The 19,847-nt window shown below is 45.3% G+C and carries 14 protein-coding genes and 1 pseudogene; 6 read left to right on the top strand and 9 right to left on the bottom strand.

Annotated elements, in window-relative coordinates; translation table 11 throughout:
• Positions 1-9: 9 nt before the first annotated feature.
• Positions 10-258 (bottom strand): annotated as a pseudogene (locus C7460_RS22675) (deaminase); the annotation flags it as partial.
• 44 nt (positions 259-302) lie between these two features.
• Here C7460_RS22675 and C7460_RS22670 point away from each other — a divergent pair.
• Complete coding sequence (locus C7460_RS22670) at positions 303-1,508, top strand: CehA/McbA family metallohydrolase domain-containing protein (RefSeq protein WP_115870436.1); 1,206 nt, start codon at positions 303-305, stop codon at positions 1,506-1,508.
• 118 nt (positions 1,509-1,626) lie between these two features.
• Here C7460_RS22670 and C7460_RS22665 read toward each other — a convergent pair whose 3' ends face one another.
• Together C7460_RS22665 and C7460_RS22660 are read right to left on the bottom strand one after the other, a co-directional pair.
• On the bottom strand, positions 1,627-2,109 hold the full coding sequence (locus tag C7460_RS22665) for a deoxycytidylate deaminase (RefSeq protein ID WP_115870435.1): 483 nt from the start codon (positions 2,107-2,109) through the stop codon (positions 1,627-1,629).
• A 55-nt stretch (positions 2,110-2,164) separates the two neighbouring features.
• Positions 2,165-3,163, bottom strand: a complete 999-nt coding sequence (locus C7460_RS22660) for an ABC transporter ATP-binding protein (protein ID WP_115870434.1) — start codon at positions 3,161-3,163, stop codon at positions 2,165-2,167.
• 100 nt (positions 3,164-3,263) lie between these two features.
• Between C7460_RS22660 and C7460_RS22655 the strand changes: the two genes are divergently transcribed.
• From C7460_RS22655 to C7460_RS22645, 3 genes are all read left to right on the top strand, one after another.
• Positions 3,264-4,136, top strand: coding sequence for a sterol desaturase family protein (locus C7460_RS22655; RefSeq protein ID WP_115870433.1), 873 nt, complete (start codon positions 3,264-3,266; stop codon positions 4,134-4,136).
• Positions 4,137-4,257: 121 nt separating this feature from the next.
• The gene (locus C7460_RS22650) at positions 4,258-7,158 is read left to right on the top strand and encodes a PAS domain S-box protein (RefSeq protein WP_115870432.1); all 2,901 of its coding nucleotides are present in this window, start codon (positions 4,258-4,260) and stop codon (positions 7,156-7,158) included.
• The gene (locus C7460_RS22645) at positions 7,155-7,553 is read left to right on the top strand and encodes a response regulator (protein ID WP_115870431.1); all 399 of its coding nucleotides are present in this window, start codon (positions 7,155-7,157) and stop codon (positions 7,551-7,553) included. Before C7460_RS22650 ends, C7460_RS22645 begins: the two co-directional genes overlap by 4 nt.
• A 45-nt stretch (positions 7,554-7,598) precedes the next feature.
• Here C7460_RS22645 and C7460_RS22640 read toward each other — a convergent pair whose 3' ends face one another.
• The 4 genes from C7460_RS22640 to C7460_RS22625 all read right to left on the bottom strand — a co-directional run bounded on the left by C7460_RS22640 (position 7,599) and on the right by C7460_RS22625 (position 16,521).
• Positions 7,599-8,765 (bottom strand): PQQ-dependent sugar dehydrogenase, encoded by a 1,167-nt coding sequence (locus tag C7460_RS22640; RefSeq protein ID WP_115870430.1) that lies wholly within the window; start codon positions 8,763-8,765, stop codon positions 7,599-7,601.
• Between the two features lie 40 nt (positions 8,766-8,805).
• Positions 8,806-13,038 (bottom strand): CHAT domain-containing protein, encoded by a 4,233-nt coding sequence (locus C7460_RS22635; RefSeq protein ID WP_115870429.1) that lies wholly within the window; start codon positions 13,036-13,038, stop codon positions 8,806-8,808.
• 86 nt (positions 13,039-13,124) lie between these two features.
• Complete coding sequence (locus C7460_RS22630; RefSeq protein ID WP_115870428.1) at positions 13,125-14,852, bottom strand: hypothetical protein; 1,728 nt, start codon at positions 14,850-14,852, stop codon at positions 13,125-13,127.
• 13 nt (positions 14,853-14,865) lie between these two features.
• Complete coding sequence (locus C7460_RS22625) at positions 14,866-16,521, bottom strand: TldD/PmbA family protein (protein ID WP_115870427.1); 1,656 nt, start codon at positions 16,519-16,521, stop codon at positions 14,866-14,868.
• Between the two features lie 86 nt (positions 16,522-16,607).
• Between C7460_RS22625 and C7460_RS22620 the strand changes: the two genes are divergently transcribed.
• The gene (locus C7460_RS22620; protein WP_115870426.1) at positions 16,608-18,506 is read left to right on the top strand and encodes an ABC-F family ATP-binding cassette domain-containing protein; all 1,899 of its coding nucleotides are present in this window, start codon (positions 16,608-16,610) and stop codon (positions 18,504-18,506) included.
• 27 nt (positions 18,507-18,533) lie between these two features.
• Positions 18,534-18,911, top strand: a complete 378-nt coding sequence (locus C7460_RS22615; protein WP_115870425.1) for a DoxX family protein — start codon at positions 18,534-18,536, stop codon at positions 18,909-18,911.
• Here C7460_RS22615 and C7460_RS22610 read toward each other — a convergent pair.
• Together C7460_RS22610 and C7460_RS22605 are read right to left on the bottom strand one after the other, a co-directional pair.
• Entirely contained in the window at positions 18,908-19,084 is a 177-nt protein-coding gene (locus C7460_RS22610) for a PLDc N-terminal domain-containing protein (protein ID WP_115870424.1), read from the bottom strand. The two genes, C7460_RS22615 and C7460_RS22610, sit on opposite strands and share 4 nt — an antisense overlap.
• Positions 19,085-19,219: 135 nt before the next feature.
• Positions 19,220-19,672: a hypothetical protein gene (locus C7460_RS22605; protein WP_115870423.1), complete on the bottom strand. Its 453-nt coding sequence runs from the start codon at positions 19,670-19,672 to the stop codon at positions 19,220-19,222.
• Positions 19,673-19,847: the final 175 nt, after the last annotated feature.

The following is a 19,847-nucleotide window of genomic DNA, read 5'->3' as shown; positions in this document are numbered from 1 at the left end:
AACCCATCCTCAAATAAGCTCAGTGACATGTTCAATCTGTCCATCGTATTTTTCTACGGCTACTCCAAACTTGCGTAAAAAATCAACCCCTTCATCAGATGCTATGCCTTTGTATTCAGCGTAGGAGATGAGGTAGATCACCTTTTCTACCCCGGCAGTATAGATTACTCTGGCACAGGCGAGGCAAGGGGAGAGCGTCACATAGAGCGTTGACCCTTCTACGGTGGCTTTGTTTTTCACTGCGTAGAGGATCGCATGTATGTATGTGCTAAGGGTTGCTCGCAATTGCTTAATTTTGGCCCATGAGATTTTTTAAACTGATACCTGTTTTTGTCGCTGTTTGCTTAAGCAGCTGTACCCAAAAAAAAGAGCTACCCAGCAGCCAGTGGTACAAAGGCAACCTTCACACACATTCCTACTGGAGTGATGGGGATGAGTTTCCTGAGGTGATTATGGATTGGTACAAGTCAAATGGATACCAGTTTGTGGCTCTTTCTGATCACAATACCCTCGCCAGAGGGGATAAGTGGAAGCGGTTGCGTAAAGATTCGCTGTATCAGAATGCTTTTCAAAACTACCTCAACACTTACGGTACTGATTGGGTCAAATACCGGTTAGATTCTCTTGGTAGCACGTGGGTAAAGCTGAAGACATACGACGAATACAAGCCTCTTTTTGAGGAGCATGAAAAATTTTTGATACTCAGGGCAGAAGAAATTTCAGATCATTTTGAAAGTAAGCCGCTACATATGGGGGCGATCAATGTACAAGAAGAAATTGCTCCTCAAGGGGGAAACAGTGTATTGGAGGTACTCCAATACAATCTCAATGCTGTTTTGAAACAAAGAGAGGAATCGGGTGTGCCGATGATTGCGCATGTAAATCATCCGAATTATCAGTATGCTGTGAGTCTTGAGGATATGATAGCGCTACAAAATGAGCGATTTTTTGAGGTTTACAATGGACACCATTTGGTGCGTAACCTCGGAGATTCTGCACACCTGTCTACCGAGCAAATGTGGGATCGTATCAATAGAGCCTATGTGGTTCAAAACAAGCCTCTTATTTATGGGCTGGCCACTGATGATTCTCATAACTATCACCGCAAAGGCCGAAGGTGGAGCAATTCGGGTAGAGGTTGGATCGTAGTACGTGCAGATTCGCTACATAGCCATGCCATTATTGACGCTATGGAGTCAGGAGATTTCTATGCTAGTACGGGGGTATCACTTTCCAAAGTAGATGTCACCAATACCCATTACCATGTAGCTGTGGAAGCAGAACCGGATGTCAGCTATGAGATTGAGTTTATAGGCTGCAAAGCTGGAAAACAAGAAGCAGAAGTACTCAAAAAGGTAACGGCCACTGAGGCGATTTTTGAGTATACCGACGATTTGCTTTTTGTACGTTGTAGGGTCACTTCTACTAAACCACATCCCAATCCTATAGAGGAACTCATGTACCAAATGGCCTGGTTGCAACCTGTTCTTGTATCACGGTCCAAATAGGCACAGCTTATTTTTCTGGTAATGAAATAATTACCTGCCGTATCAAGTGCTATAGCTAGCGCGCGTTTTTAACGCGTGCTTCACACATATACATTTTACAGCAAAATAAACCCCATCCTCAAATAAGCTCAGTGACATGTTCAATCTGTCCATCGTATTTTTCTACGGCTACTCCAAACTTGCGTAAAAAATCAACCCCTTCATCAGATGCTATGCCTTTGTATTCAGCGTAGGAGTTGAGGTAAATCACCTTTTCTACCCCGGCAGTGTAGATTACCCGGGCACAGGCGAGGCAAGGGGAGAGTGTCACATAGAGCGTTGACCCTTCCACAGTGGCTTTGTTTTTCACGGCATAAAGGATCGCATTTTGCTCGGCATGGATGGCCAGCGAGCAACCTCCTTTGGAGTCTTTAGGGCATCCTTCTTCTGGAAACTCCTCGTCACAGTTGTGCGTACCCGGCGGAGGTCCATTGTACCCGATGGAGATAATGCGTGTGTCTTTAGTGAGCACTGCGCCTACGTGGCGTTTGATGCAGTGACTCCTCTTAGCGAGGTTCACGGCCAGTTCCATAAAGATATCGTCAAATGCCGGTTTGTTCATGATGCTAATCTAGTGACAAGTTTTGTGATGGGAAATATACCAGACGAAAAGGTGGCTATGAGAGCGGAAAGGCATTTTGAAAATTTACAGATATTCGGACGGTATCCCCTTGTTGGACGTTTTTTTGAGGGTCGTAGGCCCAAAGTGTGTGGTTTTTCCATTGGATGCGCAAGCGATGGTAAGCACCCAAAAAGGCGACAGTAGTTACCTGTGCTTCACCGGAAGAGTCTGTAGTAGCGTAAATGTCTTCTGGCCACAGTCCATACTTATCTGCTGGAGTTTGTGGTGGAGTGCCTGAGAGCTGATGTAGCTCTTCGCTAGATAATTCTGAGTAGAGCCCAAAGAGTCCGGCTACATAGGGAGAAGCTGGTGACTGGTAGATTTCATGGGTAGGAGCCATCTGTACGATTTTGCCTGCCTGCAGTACGGCCAGACGATCCGCTACTTCCAGGGCATCGCGAGTGTCGTGAGTGATGAGCACGATGGCCGTGTCAGTAGATGATGCTATCTGCTTGATCTCAGAAAGCAGCTCCGCTTTGGTCATCAGGTCCAGGTTGCTAAAGGGCTCATCCATAAGCACCACTGCGGGTTCAGTAGCCATAGCCCTGGCAATAGCTACCCGCTGTTTTTCACCTCCGGAGATGTAAGCAATGTCTGTATCTTGTAGATGGGTAATGTTACAGAGCTTCATGAGAGCCTCTATACGCTCTTGCTGGTATTCATCCACATAGCTCAGTAGTTCATACCGGATGTTCTCTCGCACAGTCATTTTATGCTTTAGCTTAAAGTCCTGATGCACGAGACGGATTTCTTCATGGCCGGGTACCAGTTTATCTTCTGGGCCTTCCAGCTCCTCACCCTCATAGAGCACTTGTCCACTATCAGGTTGTAGCAAGCCGGCCAATAGTCTTACCAGTGTAGTTTTTCCAGATCCACTACGGCCTATGACGCCTAGCACTTCACCTGATCGGATAATGAGATCTACGTGGTGAAGCACGTGCTGATCCTGATACGACATGGAAAGCCCTCTGGTGGAGAGAATGGTTGTTGACATGGTGTGCGTTTAGGCCGCAAATATACATGCATCTATCAGATGTAGGTGGTGTGTAATGCAGGTTACAAAAGGATGAAAGGAGCTGACGTATCTTTGTGCCGTGGAGTGGATACAACAGTTTATTGATGGATACACAGGCTATGCGCATTATCTGTGGAATGAGATCACCAATCCCGGCTGGCACAACTATTTCTATTGGCTGGTAGGAGTATCGCTGGTGTTTTTATTCCTAGAGCTCATTGTGCCCTGGCGCAAAGAGCAGGCTTTGCTTAGGAAAGACTTTTGGCTGGATCTGTTCTACATGTTTTTCAATTTTTTCCTGTTTTCGCTGATCATCTACAATGCGGCTTCCAATGTAGTGGTTCATTTTTTTAATCAGGCCCTTGCCAGTGTGGGCATCACCAATCTGGTGGCGTTTGAGGTAATGAGCTGGCCTCTATGGGGGCACCTGCTGCTAGGCTTTGTAGTGCGCGATTTTGTGCAGTGGTGGACGCACCGGCTGCTACACCGTGTGCCATGGCTATGGGAGTTTCATAAGGTGCACCATTCGGTAGAGGAGATGGGGTTTGCAGCACACCTGCGCTACCACTGGATGGAAAATGTGGTGTACCGTACCTTAGAGTATATCCCCCTTGCGCTGATTGGGATAGGGCTGCGCGATTTTTTCATCATACACATCTTTACCCTTGCAGTGGGGCATTTCAATCATTCCAATGTAAAGTTGCGACTTGGACCCCTCAAATATGTCTTTAACAATCCACAGATGCATATTTGGCACCATGCACATGATTTGCCAAAAGAGCGAAAATACGGCGTGAATTTCGGGTTGACCCTTAGTGTTTGGGATTTCCTTTTCCGCACCAACTATACTCCATATGAAGGCCGTGATATCAAACTTGGATTTCCTGGTGTAGAGCGGTTTCCAAAACGATTTTGGCAACAGGTGCGCTATGGCTTCCGGTCAGATAAATAACTGAGCGAGAATATCAGTGAGTTCAGGGGGTGATCTCGCAGTATCAACGAAAAGTAGACAGTAAAGTGCAGATAATCTTATAGTTTGTCAGGAAATACCTTCCATCATCCTGTAAAATATTATGCCAGCTTCAGCTCTCTTGATCAATGTTTTTTTCGGATTCTTATGTTGTTTGGTAGTTGGCGTATGCTGGTATTTGCGCCAGCAGCTTTTAGTACATGCCAGTGAGTCGAGCAAGGTGGTAAAGCAATCTGCCTTTGTATTTGGTTTTACAGGCCTGGGTGCTGTAGTGTTAATTCTTATAATGGGTCAAAGTGACCTTATACTGTTAGTGTTTGGAGCATTGCTAGCTGCCGGTCTGTTTATTTCTCTTTCATTTGTTAAGAAACTAGATGCTTCGTTTCATAAGCTGAGTAATCAGAAGGGACAGCTCGACAAGTACCTGGAGGCTTCAGGGTCCTTTTTTGTTGGATTAGATGCTGCAGGCTTGATCGTGCGTTGGGATGCTGCTGCGGCTAAAGTGACGGGATTCTGGGAGAAAGATGTCGTTGGACTCCGTTTTGGTGATCTGATGCCTATGGACCAGGCCAATATTGATGGAATGTTGGCACAGAGTGAAGAGCATGGAATAGCTGATGACCTCATCAATTTAAGAACAAAATCGGGAGAATTCGTTCCTATACGATTATATGTCTTTAGAAATGAAGACGAGGGCTATGCGCTTTCGGGTATACCTGTAGATAAAAAACTAATAGAACGGAGGCAGTATGATCAGCTCCTAGCATCTTCTTCGGACGCTATTCTAATAGTTGGAGAAGGTGATTACATCCATAGAGCCAATGATCAGGCTGTGCGATTGCTGGGCTATTCACACGAAGAACTTAACGCAATGCAAATAACCAAAGTGATTCCCGAGCGCTTGCGAAAAACACATTCGCAACATCTGGAGAAGATATTTAAGGAGAAGGCATCCATTCAATTTTCTAAAAACCGGGAATTGTATATCGTGAGGAAGGATCAGCGGGAAGTGCCCATAGACCTATCGGCATACCCGGTACATGTAGACGGAAACAGGTCAATGTTGGTGTACATCAGAGATGCCTCTAAAGATGAGGCTGCTGCTGAGGAGTTGAAACGCAAAAACCATTTATTGAGCTTTGCTGAAAAGATTGTAGTGATGGGGCACTGGCAGTGGGACCTGATCACCAATACTGTGAGGTGGTCTGACAACTTGTTTGATATTTTTGGTCAACCACGTGATAGCCAGCTGACCTACGAAACCTATTTCGGATTTGTACATCCTGAAGATGCCGAGTATGTGACTTCTTGTGTTCAAAAGAGTATTTCGGAAAAGAAGTTTCATCATTTTTATCATCGAATAGTAACTTCAGCTGGTACTACCAAAATGATTCATCTCATGGGGCATGTGTATGTAAACGATGCTGGGGAGGTAGTGGAGATGGTAGGTACGTGTCAGGACGTCACTGTCCAAAAGGAAGCAGAAAAGCGGTTGAATGAAGATCTGAGTTTATTAGAAATTTTTATTCGAGACACACCTTCTGCAATGGCCATTTTTGACACGGATATGAAATTTGTGGCTCATTCTGAGAAATGGCTTTCGGATTTTAAGATTTCCAAAAACTCACTGGTAGGCTCCAGTTTTTATGAGGTTTTTCCAGAATGGAAAGAGCGATGGAGGCCCATTCACTATGAATGCCTTACAGGGAAAGTACACCGAAGCGAAAAAGAGGTGTTGACTCATGCTGACGGAAGCCAGCAATGGCTTATTTGGGAGGCCAGGCCTTGGTATGTTTCAGAGGGTAAAGTAGGAGGTATAGCCATGCACGTTACCGATATCTCCGCATTGAAAAAAGCTGAGGAGCACTTGTGGCGGAAAAATGAAGAGCTTTCGGCCATATTCAAGTCTAGTAATCAGGTGGCTATAGTTAGCTGTGACACCCATGGAGTCATTCGTCATTTTAGCCAGGGGGCCAGTGTGATGCTGGGGTATGATGCGGAGGACATGATCGACCGTGAAAGTATTCTGTTTTTCCATGATCCTGTAGAACTGGCCAAGCGTAGTATAGCACTTTCGACAGAGCTCAATCGGGAGGTTACAGGTATAGAAGGCGTAGTGGCCAAGGCCCGGCTTAGGAGCTATGATTCACGGGAGTGGACCTATGTACACCGCAATGGTCAGCAGTTTCCGGTGCAGTTGGTAGTGTCAGCCATCAAAAACAGTGAAGGAGTGGTAAAGGGGTATTTGTGTATAGCCACGGATCTATCCGAACGCAAAAAAATGGAAGAAGTGCGAGGTAATCTGCTGGCATTGGAGCTCAAGAATGAGGAGCTGAAGCAGTTTAATTACATTGCTTCGCATGATTTGCAGGAGCCTCTCCGTACAGTGTCTAATTTCATTCAGGTGATTGAAGAAGACTTTGGTGAGCAGCTGCCCAAAGAAGTAAAAAACTACCTCAGCACCATAGATAAAGCCACGTCTCGCATGCGAGCATTGGTAAAGTCGTTGCTCAATTATTCCAGGTTAGGACAAAGTGCCGAGCTAGTAGAAACAGATACCAATCAACTTTTAGAGGCTGTACTTCAGGACCTGGATTCGGCATTGAAAGAAAGCAATGTGCACGTGGAAGTTGGTCAACTGCCTACGATCAAGGCCTATGAAGTGGAGCTTGCTCTGGTATTTCAAAACCTATTAGGAAATGCGATAAAGTTTAGAAAACGTGACAAACCCGTTCGCATTCAGGTACTGGCAGAGCAAGGAGCCCAAGAGGTGCGGTTCACTGTGTCTGATAATGGGATCGGTATACGTGAAAAGGATTTTGATCGGATTTTTTATATTTTTCAGAGACTGCACGCTCAGCAGAAGTACTCTGGCGATGGTATAGGCCTATCAAGCTGTAAGAAAATAGTAGAAATGCATGGGGGCAAACTATGGGTAGAATCCACTGAAGGTGTAGGCAGTGATTTTATATTTACAATTCCCACCGAGCGGCAAATAGCATGAAGACTGTAGATTGTATAATGTTGATAGATGACAATGAAGATGATAATTTTTTTCATGAACGTGTCATAAGAAAAAGTCAGGTAACCAGGTCCATAGTGGTCAAAGAAACAGGCGAGGAAGCGCTGGATTATTTGTCAGCAATAGGGGAGTCAGAATCTGGGCCAGATTTGATTTTTTTGGACATCAACATGCCAGGGATGAATGGATGGGAATTTCTGGATGAGTATAAAAAGTTGGCTGACAGGCAGTCAAAAGAACGAGTGATCGTGATGCTTACCACCTCAGATAATCCAGATGATATCAAATTGGCAAACTCTATGGATGTAGTGGCCAATTTTCAAACAAAACCTCTGACCAAGGAGTCGCTGGCCGATATATTACAAAACCATATGTAGTGAGGTAAGTAAGCCGCTGTTGAAGCGGCTTACCTTGATGTGTTGCTAGCCGCTATAGGTTACCCGATAGATGGCACCCTTCAGGTCGTCGGAGATGAGTAGTGATCCATCATCCAGTACCAGTACATCTACAGGTCTTCCCCACGCCTTATTGGTTTCTTTGTTTAGAAAACCCGTGATAAAGTCCTCATAAGCAATGCCTTCACCGGTTTCATCCAATGTGACTGTAGTGATCTTATGACCAGTGTGTCCAGCTTCTTGTGAGCGGTTCCATGAGCCGTGCTCGGCGATAAAGATGCGCTTGTGATAGGTGTCTGGAAACATCTTGCCGGTATAAAATTTCATGCCCAAAGGAGCTACGTGAGGTCCCAGGTTTTGTGCTGGTTTTACAAAATCATCACAGGGCCTTTTGTCTCCAAATTCGGGATCTTTAATAAAGCCTCCATGGCAATACGGGTAGCCAAAATGCTGACCTGCTTTCGTGGCTCTGTTTAGCTCACAGGGTGGTAGATCGTCACCCATCATGTCTCTGCCATTATCCGTAAAATACAGCTCTTTCGTATCTGGGTGCCAGGCAAACCCAACGGTATTTCTCACGCCATGGGCGTAGATTTCCATTTCTGTTCCGTCTGGATTCATGCGAGTGATACTGGCATAGACTTCATCCTTACTTTCGCAGATATTGCACGGAGCGCCTACTGGCACATAGAGCTTATTGTCTGGCCCAAAAGCAATGTACTTCCAGCCGTGGTGCCCATCCTCTGGGTAGTCTTCATAGATCAGCTCTTTTTGGGGAGCTTTCAGGTTCTCTTCTATGTTGGGAAATTTCCAGATTTTACTCACTTCCGCCACATACAGGTCGCCATCTTTGAAGGCCACTCCATTTGGCATGCGGAGTTCTTCTCCCAGTACATAACTTTCATTAGCCTGGAAGTCTCCATCGGTATCTTTGAGTGCATAGACTTTGTCTTCACCGCGGTTTCCTACGAACAAGGTGCCATCAGGACTCATGTCCATTTGCCGAGCGTTTTTCACCCTTGCATAGAGTGCAATCTCAAAACCTTCAGGAAGAACCAGCTGGTCTAGCTGCAACCCTGTAGTGTCCAGAAGCGCTGTGTCTTGTTGTATTGGCTGGTTGTTTGCCGTTTTCTGATCGGTAGATGAGCAGGCTATCATGCTCCACACCGAAAGTAGTAGTATTAGGTTCTTCATGTTTATCTATTCGAATTCAGGGTCAAATTGTTTTGATTATTTAGCTTTTTGCAATCATAGTAAATGCTCCCCAATAGATCGGGTTTGCATAGGTTTGTTTGATTTTGCGCTGAGCATTGTTAAATGCGGTACGCTTGTCTTGCCCTTCGAGCCAGTTTTTGTAAAACTCCACCATGAGCTGCTGGGTCACTTCGTCTGATACCTGAAACAAACTCATGATAATGGCATCTGCGCCAGCCACCAGGAAGGAGCGTTGCAGACCAAAAACGCCTTCTCCTTGCTGTATCTCACCACGCCCGGTTTCGCAGGCACTGAGCACAATCAGCTCTGTGTTTTCAAAGTTGAGGTTCATGGCCTCATGAGCGGTAAGCACACCATCGTCTATGTTATAGTTTTTGGTAGCTTTTACCAGTACATCTCCACCACCTTCGGCTAGTAGCCCTGAGCGATCCAATGGATTGTCGTCCTCTTCGAGGAGCAGTTGAGCTTCACTTTTGCGTTCACTTTTGTCGTCAAAAAAACCGTGCGTGGCAATGTGTACCAGGGTATAGTTTTGTGCTTGTTTGATTTGGTCTTCGGTGGCGTTTTCGCCGAGGTAGTAGGCGATAGACCATCCCCGCTGTTCGAGTAGCTCAGTGATGTGCTTTACTTCTCGCTCGGTGCCGGGTAGCTGAGGTACGTAGGCCTGCCCGCCGGGTTCATTCATGGCTTTGCGCAGGTTTTCTTCGTTTTGATAGTAGAGCGGGTTGCCCATGAGCATTGCCGACATGGCTTTCGGTTCTTCATCTTTGGTAGCCTTTATGGCGTCTTTTGATCGGAGTGCAGCAATGGTCTTTGTGTTGTTGACCACCCGCACATTCATACGGTCGATGACGTAATCCGTATCATTTATTTTGAGCGCCTCTACGTTTAGCTGGTTGTATACGCCATCCGGCGAAAGGTAAACGATCTCTTTGTCCTGTATTTTTTCATAAATAGCCTCCCAGTACACCCCAAATGAGTTGTTGTCAGGTAGTTTGTATTTCGTGGTATTTCTAAGGTATTTGAAGTGTCGGGTTTCCATATCCAGTCCATTTTCCAGGAGTACTAATTCTGGGTTTTTGCGGGTTTCGCTGGTGAGAATCAGTGCTGCATACCTTACTTTGTCTTCATTGAAACGGCTGTCAAACTCCCGGTAACGGACTATTTCGATGGCCGCTTCATTGTCCTCTAGCGCTTTGCGCACATCTTTCCACTCGTATAGTTTATGTTCGAATGACTCCTGAAAAGCCGAACTTTTTTCGCTCAGCTGTTTTTCCAGCAGTGCTATTTCTTCTTTTAGCTTTGGAATATCAATTTCGTTTTGTGTCAGCTGTTCCTGACTTTGGGCCAGGGTGGCCGTAAGAAATTCTTTTTTAGATACCCAGTCTTTAAACAGGTTGATCAGCGTAGAATCCCCACTATTGAGGATACTGTTTCTGGTTTTTATAGAGGTGTTTAGCAATAGGCCTTTGGTAGCCAGAGCGAAATCATACATGTTTTCAAGGTATTTCTCTTTTTGACTACTGTATTTTACGGCCACCGTATTGTAAAACTCAAAGTCCCCTTTGATCTTATTCCAAAACTTTGCTTTCTCGTCTTCGCTCAGCGTGGGAAAGTAAGTTTGCGTGTAGTTGAGGTAGGAGGTGGTGGTTTCGCTGAGAATGTCCTCCACTTTATTGAGCTCATTGCTGATAAAATAAGCTCTTGCCAGGCGGCTTTGGGTGTTTAGGTAGTCTGGGTGCTCTTCGCTAAAGAGGATTTTGAAATACCTGGAAGCTTTTTCATATTCTTTTCTAGCGTCTTTGAATTCTCCCTGAAGGGTGTAGATGTCACCTTTTATTTTAGCTACTTCGCCAGAGCTGGGGTTGAGGTTGGCAAGGGCATCTTTCCATATTTCGTCGGCCTGGTCGAGTAGCTGTAGCGCCTCATCGTACTGCTGGCGATGAAGGGCTACAGATGCCAGGTTGCGCAGTGCCTCTGCATACAATGGGTGGGTGTCACTAAAGTTGTTGAGCACAATGTCTTTGGCCAGCGTATAGTAGCGATCCACTACCTCCAGATCACTTTTCAAATAGTAGTGGATATGACCCAGGTCATTATAGGTGTCAGCAAACAGGATGTGTTTGTCTCGCAAGGTTTGTTCGCGGATTTGCAAGACATCTGTGGCATTCACTAGAGCTGCTTCATAGTTGCCCAGTTCCAAATAGAGTTTAACTAGTTTGCTGAGGTTTTGGGCAAAGATGAGGGTAGAATCACCAAAGACTTTTTCGGCTATGGTGAGTGCCTGACGCATGTTTTTCTCTGCTTCCGGGTAATCACCTCGGATGAGGTACATTTCGCCCAACGCGGCATAAGGTTTGATGAGGCGCCGGCTCTGTGAGCCGTATAATCGTCGCCTTTCGGAGATTACCTGATTGAGCAATTCTTCCGTTTGGGTGTACTCTCCAATGCGCGTGTAGAGAAATGCCAGGTCCACAATGGATTGTAGGCGCAACTCCTGATTGACCGTAGATAACTTTTTGTAAATGCTCTGTGATCTGCGCAGATAGCGTTCGGCTTTGCTATATAGCCCTATGGTACCGTATAGGTACGCTGCGTTGTTCAGCGCAAAGACGTATTCTTCAGACTTGCGTTCGCCACCTCGGCGGATGAGTTTCATGCCTTCGTCGGTGTTGTACTCTGCGTCTTTGTAGTAGCCTCCCTGTATTTGCAGTTTGGCCAGCTCCACCATTTTATCGCCGATTGCTTCTTTGGTAACATTTGGGTTGGACTCCAGTGCTTGCAGGACTTCCTTGGTGAGCTTGATGGGGTAGTCAAAATTGCCCACTAGCGTGAAGTATTCCATGAGATCAGACACAATGCGTTCATAGTCCGGGTGAATGGTGCTGAGTTCATCCAGAGGACGTTTGTAGGGTTCTTTTTGTAAGATGTCAAATGCCTTGCGGGGCTTTTCTGAATATTTGAGGTAATACCCTGCCAGATTTACTTTGTAGATGTCCTTGGCCAATGACTGGGGGCCATAGCGGAGCTCCATCGATTCTCCCAGCTTATTGTAGAATCGCTCGGCAAAAGGGAAGTTTTCTGAGCGCTGTGTACTATATATATAGCTGAGACCGTGCTCGCATGCTTCTGTACGAATGCGGTGGTCAGCAGGAAGGAGCTTTTTAGATTTGCCCAGTACTCTGTTGAACCGAACGACCAGGTTTTGGCCGGGATCTTCTTCCAGGCTTTTGAGGATGGCGCTATGATAGTCAGAAATGAAATAAGTAAACTCCCGATCTACCTTAGCCTTTATCAGCGCAGCTTTTATTTGATTGCTAATACTAATAGCTGCAGAGGAGTTTTCGTTCGTGGCTGCAGCCAACATGTTGAGTTCGCCTGCAGTTTGCATGAGTCTACCCGGTGGTTTTAGTGCCACGATTCGGGCGCTAAGTCGATCTGCCTGTTTGATGTCTCCATAGTCGAGGTGCGTTCGTGCTTCTTCTACTCTGAAATGTACGTATGCTTCAGATTTGGCTGGTGCAAGTCGATTGACTTGTTTGTTGCGTTCATCTGCTACTTTTAGAGCCTCTTCATATTTTCCTTGCTTACGGAGTATTTCTATCTCTGCGGTAAAGAGCTTCACCAGCAGTTGGGTTTTGTATGCTATATCTTCTCCGGTCACTTTGTCGAATGAGTAGCTTAACCGCAGTTTGGTGGGCCAGGTATTGATAAGCTCCTGAAGTAATGTTCTGGTTTGGTTATATCTACCGAGGGCTACATCGGTAAATGCACGTCTCATCTTAATTTCCAGATCAAGGAGTTCTGTCTGAGTGTAGGCCGGAGATAGCTGCTCGGCCATGGTGGTCAGACTGTCCGCCAGGCGGTGATTGCCATAGGTATTGTACAAATCAACTAGCCGCAGCAATCCCATGGTATAGTTGTAAGGGTGGCCCACTTTCCATTTTTCCAACTCGGAGAGAGCAGTAGCAGCATTGCGATGCATTGCTTCAAAGTCTGCTTGCAGGTAATTGGCTTTGGCCTCCATCACATACGTGAGTGGCACTAGCGACTCGTCATTGCCATACTTCTTTGCAATGTGCTTTTTGCGCAGCTTGGCGATGTGTTTTTCCACTTTGTGGTACTTGCCTTTTACTACCTGCTTTTCTGCTTTTTTAAACAGAACTTCCCACGTTTGGGCGTGCAGGCAAAACGGCATTAGCGCGAATAAAAGCAGTGCTATTCGCTTCGGTGAATTTTTGGAGGCGTACATATCTGCAAATTTTTGGTGATGATTGCAGATATAAAATTAACGAATGCCTTGATGTAATGCTATTTGGTCATCAAATAGTAAAAGAATTACTTGTTTGGCAAGGGCAAGGATGGCGAATAATTTCGGTTTCCGTAGCCTTGCTGCGGCGAATTGTCATAGTCAAACCCGTCTATGACTATTTCCTCTGGAGCTATGATAGAAATGGGCAGGCCAGATCCGCCCATACCCAGCAGTTTGTTGGTAAGCTGCTGATTAGGAGATGTAGCCAACAATTTCATGAGTGCGTTGCTGGAGTTGAGGTTAATGGCAGTAAGTCTCACAGGCGTTCGTGTTTCAGTGTCAAAATCCAGCTTTGATACAGCTACCATCGTGGAATACCCATGAGCCAGCGGCAGTGCACTGATGCTAAGGGCATGGTTTAGTCCATTGTTTTCTGCGGTTTCTTTTAATACCGAGTAGGTGTCTTTAGCCGTACTGAGATCACTTTGGATCTCTAATACGCCCGGGGCTAAAGACTTGTAGATGTTTAGACCGTAGCCTATCTGCAGACGCATGTGGCCATTGGATTTGGGTGCAAGTGGGGCAGGAGTACGGCCATTCAGCTGTTCTACTATTTTGCCGTTTTCGATCAGTGTAACCGTATCCGGGGGGATGGTCCCCTCGGCATCTACCTGAAATGATCCGGCTACTGACATTCCTTTATAACCTGATAATGTGGGCAGTGCTCTTACCTGCAAGGATCTGTGTGCCACCACGGGGCCTGGTTTTGTGAGCTCCTTTTCTAACTTCTCAAGCTGCTCTTTCACTTGCTGTGTTTCTTGCTTTACCAAAGAGGTAGGAGAGGCTAGTATAGAGCGCGATCCGCGGTTTAGGAGGTTGTTGGTGAAAAAGTCTGCTACCACGCTTCCTTTTAGCATTACCGGCCCGAAATACAGGTCTTCATAGGTTTCCAGTTCGTCTTGAGCTATGATCGCATCCCTGAAGGTTATCAGGTCTTCTTTGAGGGCTGGCAGCTCTGATGCTAAGTCCTCGGGTTTAGGAAATGCGTAATATGACTGATTGGTAAATTCATTGTTTTGAGATAGGTATTGGGTGTTTACTGAGAGTAAGCACATTTGGACAGGAAAAACAGCGATGGTTTCTTCCGAGCTTGCAAAATAGACCAAGCCACCAAGTACGTGAAGAGATACCATTGGCTGTATAAAATTGGGTTTGCCGCTAAACACCTGACTTAAGTCCAACACCTGTGCTTCCATTTGCTGCTGATCCGGCAATTGTAGCCGGTCAAAATTCAGGTGGTTAATGACAGGTTCTTTGGAAAAATCAGGAAGAGGTAGACTGTCTACTTCTATCAAATCTAGCAGTTCACGTTTGCTCGCATAGAGTTTGGCAGCAGACTTGTATACATCGTTAGTAGCCAGCCACAGTACTCTTCTAATCCCATCGTAATTGTTATCTATGGGCAGCTCATTGAAATAGTTGCCACTAGATTCAAAATTGATTCCTGGATCTTCATACTTTTCATCATTGATGGCATAGTTTCCCACCATTACCCTGTTGGTCCAGCTACGTGTACTGTCCAGCGAGCTTTTCATCAAGCCTCCCAAAGTAGCCTGAATGGTCAGCTTTTTGAGGTCACTGAGCAGGTAGCTTACATAAAATGGCTTTTCATAATCTTCTAATTGCAAATCGGCCATGTTACGCTCGATTTCATCCTGCATAGCTCGCATGATTACCTGATCAGTGTCAGATTGTCCGTAAGCGATTATGCCACTGGTAAGTAGCAGGGTGAGTACTGTGTATAGTTTTAGCATGATGCTGTAGAGACTAGTTTGGTTCAGTTAAAATTGGGCTATCGATGTTTACTTCAGGCTTTTTCTGTGTTTCGATTTTGCCTACAAATATCGCCGGGGAAGTGGCCGTGACTGGTACATAGCCGGATTCCGCACCACAGTATCCATAAAAAGTTTCTCGTTGGGTACCTGTGGCTTCTATTTCTGAAAACATGGTAAGTGGAGTACCAATCAGGTCCACGCCGCGTACCAGTTCATCTGGTCGTCCGTCGGTGTATACTTTGTACACTACCGTAGGGTTGATATGAAAGGCGTTTGGAGTGTATCGGTTAGTCATGGTATAGCCGCCGGCTACTTGCTCTATAAAAAGGCCAAATTCCCTTTTTTGCTTTTTACATACTTTGATCAGTGCTTTTCTCAACTTTTCATCAGAAACCTGATTGGAGGACGTAACTAGCAGGTTCGACTGCCGACTCATAGGTGTGAGCCCTGCCTGTGCTCTGGCGTGTCCATTACTCTTTTCACCAGTAAAAAGGGGTTTGCGTGAGCGTAAAAAGTCTTTGAGGATGCCGTTTTCTACCAACGTAACTTTTTGACTTTTCACGCCCTGGTCATCGTAGGTGTAGGTTCCAGAGAGGTATTCGCCTTCTATTGACTGCAGGGTAGGGTCACAGGTTACGTTGAGAAACTTAGGTAAAATTCGCTTGCCTATTTTGTCTTTAAAGGTTTGTGCATCGTCATTTTTTGTAAGCCTGTCAGCTTCTATACGGTGTCCGAATATTTCATGAAAAAACACTCCAGATGCACCTCCCGAAAAGATAGCCGGACCTGCATAGGGTTCGGCCAACGGTGCGTTTTGTAGTTGGAGTAATTTTTCCGTCATTTCTTCTATGTCCGTGGCCACTTCCTCATAGGCAGGGAGGTTCCACAAGTCTGCTGCAAAGTAGCTTTTATGTAGGGGAATGATATTCCCATCCTCAGAACGAATGGAAGCGGCTATTTGAATTTCAGCGTTTGACTGATTTTGACGTATGTCAGCCCCTTCTGTAGATAGGAAGTAGTAAGTGCCCCAGGTAAAACGCACGCTCACACTTCCTTCTACCAGGTCTTTATGCTCCTTAAATATGGAAGACCACCCGGTGATAGCCTCAGACCATTCATTGATGGTTTCCTGAGAAATCTGGTAGGTTTTAGGTTTTTCTAGATATTGGGTAGGCTCAGCTCTGGTAAAGTCTTTCTTCTGCTGTTCTTCCGATTTGTCCCTCATCAGGAAGGCCTGCATCGCCGTTTTGTACTTCAGGTCAGCGGCAAGCCAAACAGCCTGTCTTATGGCTTCTGGGCTGTCGTTTAGCGGGAGCCTCATAGCACCAAAACCACCCATGCCTTGATGGTTTGAAGCGCCACCACTGTGGTCTTGCTCGTAGCTTCCTACCCGGACATCCACATTGAGGGTACGGCCTTCGTCTTTTTTGAGCTGAGTGAGGCTACCAAATGCACCTTGTGCGATAAAGGCGTGTTCGTCTGCTACACGGTAGCTCATAAAATATGCCGGTGTGCTCTTTTTCGAGAGCTCTTCAAATTGAGTTTTCAGTTCACCTTTCAATAAGTCGTGTAGATCTTCGGTCTGACCGAACACTAAAATTGCCGTGAAAAAAGCCACCGTAAAGACGCTCAGAGATTTTTGCTGCATAGTCGGAAAAAATTGAATCACGAATATATAAATCACTCTTTACAAACTAATACCTGAGAGCAGGCATTTATACTAACTTTGCCGCCATGATTAGTATTAATGACCTTTCGTATTACATAGGGGACCGCCCCATATATGACAATGCTTCACTGTTTATAGGCCCAAAGGATCGCATAGGGCTTATAGGTCTAAACGGAACAGGTAAGTCTACATTGCTCAAAATGATCGTAGGGGATGTGCAAAAAACGTCTGGAGAGATCAACATGAGTAATGAAACTACGATAGGTTTTCTCAATCAGGACCTGCTGTCATATATGACGGATGACTCTATCCTGCAGGTAGCGATGCAGGCATTTAAAGAAACACTGAAGCTCCAGGAGCAAATAGATCAGGTGCTCAAAGAGATGGAAGAAAACTACCGGGATGAGCTTGTGGACCAGTTGGCAAAACTCCAGGACAGGTTTGAAACCAATGAGGGGTATTCCATGCAGGCCAAAGCGGAAGAGATATTAGAAGGCATTGGGTTTAGTACAGAAGACTTGCAGCGCCCATTGCGGGAGTTTTCGGGTGGATGGCGTATGCGTGTGATGCTAGCGAAGCTTCTGCTGGAAAAGCCTTCGCTACTCATGCTTGATGAGCCTACCAACCACCTTGACTTGCCTTCCATTCAATGGCTGGAAACCTACTTGCAGTCTTACGAAGGGGCTTGCATCATCGTATCTCACGACCGCAGATTTCTCAATGCATCGATCAACAAAATCGTAGAAGTGTCTGGCTATCAGCTAAACCTTTACAGTGGTAACTATGACTTTTACCTGAAGGAAAAGGAAATGCGCAATGAGATCCAGCAAAATGCCTTTGAAAACCAGCAGCAAAAAATTCGAGAGGCAGAGCGTTTTATTGAGCGGTTTAAGGCAAAGGCCACCAAGGCTAAGCAGGCACAATCTCGTGTGAAGATGCTGGAAAAAATGGACCGAATCAATGCAGTGGTAGACGATACGCCTCAGGTGGATTTTAAGTTTACCTTTCGCACCAAATCCGGAAGGCATGTGGCGCGTCTTCAAAACGTCTCCAAATCTTATGATGATTTGGAGATTCTTGAAAATACGGATGCCCACATAGAGCGTGGAGACAAAATTGCTTTTATTGGTGCTAATGGAAAAGGAAAGTCTACAGCGCTAAGAATAGTGGCTGGTACAGAACCTCATGAAGGCACTGTAGAAACAGGGCACAATGTAACCACGGCGTTTTATGCACAGCATCAGCTGGAGGCGCTCAATGTGGAAAATGAAATACTGGAAGAGCTGAAGCAGGCAGGATCCGGCAAGACCGAACAGGAGTTGCGTGGGGTTTTGGGTTGCTTTTTGTTTTCGGATGACGAAGTGTTCAAGAAAATCAAAGTACTCAGTGGGGGAGAAAAGTCACGGGTGGCTTTGGCAAAAACATTAATATCCGAATCTAATTTTTTGATGCTGGATGAGCCCACTAACCACCTGGATATGATGTCTGTAGGTATTTTGGTTCAGGCATTGAAGCAGTTTGAAGGTACTTTTTTACTCGTGTCTCACGATCGTGATTTTATATCGAAAGTGGCTACCAAGATTTGGTATATAGAAGATAAGCAAATCAAAGAGTACCCGGGGACCTATGAAGAATGGGAGTGGTGGTACAATAAAGAACAGGAAAAAAAGAAGGCCAGTCAGGTGGAAACTGCACCGGCAAAAAAGGAGAAGACTAAAGCTGCATCACCTAAGCCAAAACCTGATCAGGAATCCAAAGCAATAGAAAAGGAGATCAAACAAGTAGAAGGAAAAATAGAGGCTCTGGAGGCAGACGTAAATCGCCTGGAGGCAGATTTGGCCCGACCAGATATCTATGAGGATCAGGACCAAATGAGCAAAACCACCAACAGGTATCAAAGCAAAAAAGCTGAGCTGGAAAAGCTCAATACCCGGTGGGAAGAGCTTGTCGAAAAGTTGGGATAAAGCTCTATATTTAGCCAAAAAGCACGAATGAAAATTGTTAATTGGATCTTACAAGGGATACTGGCTTTTGCATTTTTTGGAGCTGGCGCTCTAAAACTGGCTACACCTTATGCGGAATTGGCTACCGACCCAAATATGGCATGGGTTAGCGATTTTTCAGCCACTCAGATCAAAATCATTGCTGTATTGGAAATGCTCGGAGCTATTGGGGTCTTTGCGCCCCTGTTTTTGCCTCGCAGGTTCGCTGTTTTGATGCCATTAGCTGCCACTGGCTTGGCCTGTGTCATGGTAGGAGCAGTGTTTGTCCACATTTCCAATGGAGAGCCTTATGCCATAAATATGGTGCTACTAGGACTGGCTGTATATATCACCTGGATCCGAAGAGGTGCTTTAGGGATCAACTAGCGACGTTTGACCATCAAGAGATACAATATCGCAGTGATGATGGAAAAAAATAGTGCGAGAATGGTCCATAGCAGTTTGTTTCCATCAGACATTCCTTTTTGATTGCTCCATACGTCATAGATTACGTAGATGGCACAAATGATTGCGATGATTCCAATTAATGAAGTTCCCATGCTTTTGTCTAGTTAGTATATTCTACTACTTGACTATCCAAAAAGAAAAATGTTTGCTAAAACTAGAAAGAGGTTGCTTCTCTAAATCTAACGATTTGAAAAGCAACCTCTTTTGATGTTTTGTTTCTACGGTGCTTAGAACCTATCCCAAGGAATGCTGAGCACTATGATCAGTAAGGATAATGCAAAGAATATTGCTTGAAACCGGTATTTTTTCTTCACATCTTCAGTTTTCTTTGATTTGCTGCGACCTACCTGAGCCAGTACTGCAGCTATCACCATTCCCGTGATATGCTCTACAGCCCAAAATCGTAGCTCAGCGTTTTTCATTGCAGCCCCAAAGTCAGCAAAGGCACTTTGCGTGAGTGGGCTTAAAAAGACGTAAAGTATTAGCCCAATGAGTACCTGCAAGTGGACAGTGCCTACAAAAGAAGCAGCGAAGATATTGTCAATTTTTCCGTATTTAGGATTGCCAAACATGCCCAGGAATGATTTGAAGGTAACTATTACTGCCAGTACCAGCAGTAACCAACGCAGACCTGAGTGTGTGTGAAGTAGGGCTGTATACAAATTGAGGTTTATAAACATAGTTCGTTTTTTAGTTGCAAATATAGACGTTTGCTAAACATGTATACGCGCCTCTTGTTTGGCTTTCATTGCATTTATGATGAACCTGCTACATTTGACTGGACAGTAAGTTAAGCTCGTAGGAGTTAAATTTACTGATAATGAAAAGAGAAAGAAGACACTTCGATAAGGAGTT

The sequence above is a fragment of the Marinoscillum furvescens DSM 4134 genome, assembly GCF_003386095.1.
Taxonomy (GTDB): domain Bacteria; phylum Bacteroidota; class Bacteroidia; order Cytophagales; family Cyclobacteriaceae; genus Marinoscillum; species Marinoscillum furvescens.
The sequence above is the reverse complement of the archived record's forward strand: the minus strand, read 5'-3'. Positions and strand labels throughout refer to the sequence as shown.

Bases quoted from the DNA above. Each gene is read 5' to 3' on its own strand.
- C7460_RS22670 (WP_115870436.1), top strand. From the start codon at position 303: ATGAGATTTTTTAAACTGATACCTGTTTTTGTCGCTGTTTGCTTAAGC.
- C7460_RS22665 (WP_115870435.1), bottom strand. From the start codon at position 2,109: ATGAACAAACCGGCATTTGACGATATCTTTATGGAACTGGCCGTGAAC.
- C7460_RS22660 (WP_115870434.1), bottom strand. From the start codon at position 3,163: ATGTCAACAACCATTCTCTCCACCAGAGGGCTTTCCATGTCGTATCAG.
- C7460_RS22650 (WP_115870432.1), top strand. From the start codon at position 4,258: ATGCCAGCTTCAGCTCTCTTGATCAATGTTTTTTTCGGATTCTTATGT.
- C7460_RS22645 (WP_115870431.1), top strand. From the start codon at position 7,155: ATGAAGACTGTAGATTGTATAATGTTGATAGATGACAATGAAGATGAT.
- C7460_RS22640 (WP_115870430.1), bottom strand. From the start codon at position 8,765: ATGAAGAACCTAATACTACTACTTTCGGTGTGGAGCATGATAGCCTGC.
- C7460_RS22635 (WP_115870429.1), bottom strand. From the start codon at position 13,038: ATGTACGCCTCCAAAAATTCACCGAAGCGAATAGCACTGCTTTTATTC.
- C7460_RS22630 (WP_115870428.1), bottom strand. From the start codon at position 14,852: ATGCTAAAACTATACACAGTACTCACCCTGCTACTTACCAGTGGCATA.
- C7460_RS22625 (WP_115870427.1), bottom strand. From the start codon at position 16,521: ATGCAGCAAAAATCTCTGAGCGTCTTTACGGTGGCTTTTTTCACGGCA.
- C7460_RS22620 (WP_115870426.1), top strand. From the start codon at position 16,608: ATGATTAGTATTAATGACCTTTCGTATTACATAGGGGACCGCCCCATA.
- C7460_RS22615 (WP_115870425.1), top strand. From the start codon at position 18,534: ATGAAAATTGTTAATTGGATCTTACAAGGGATACTGGCTTTTGCATTT.
- C7460_RS22610 (WP_115870424.1), bottom strand. From the start codon at position 19,084: ATGGGAACTTCATTAATTGGAATCATCGCAATCATTTGTGCCATCTAC.
- C7460_RS22605 (WP_115870423.1), bottom strand. From the start codon at position 19,672: ATGTTTATAAACCTCAATTTGTATACAGCCCTACTTCACACACACTCA.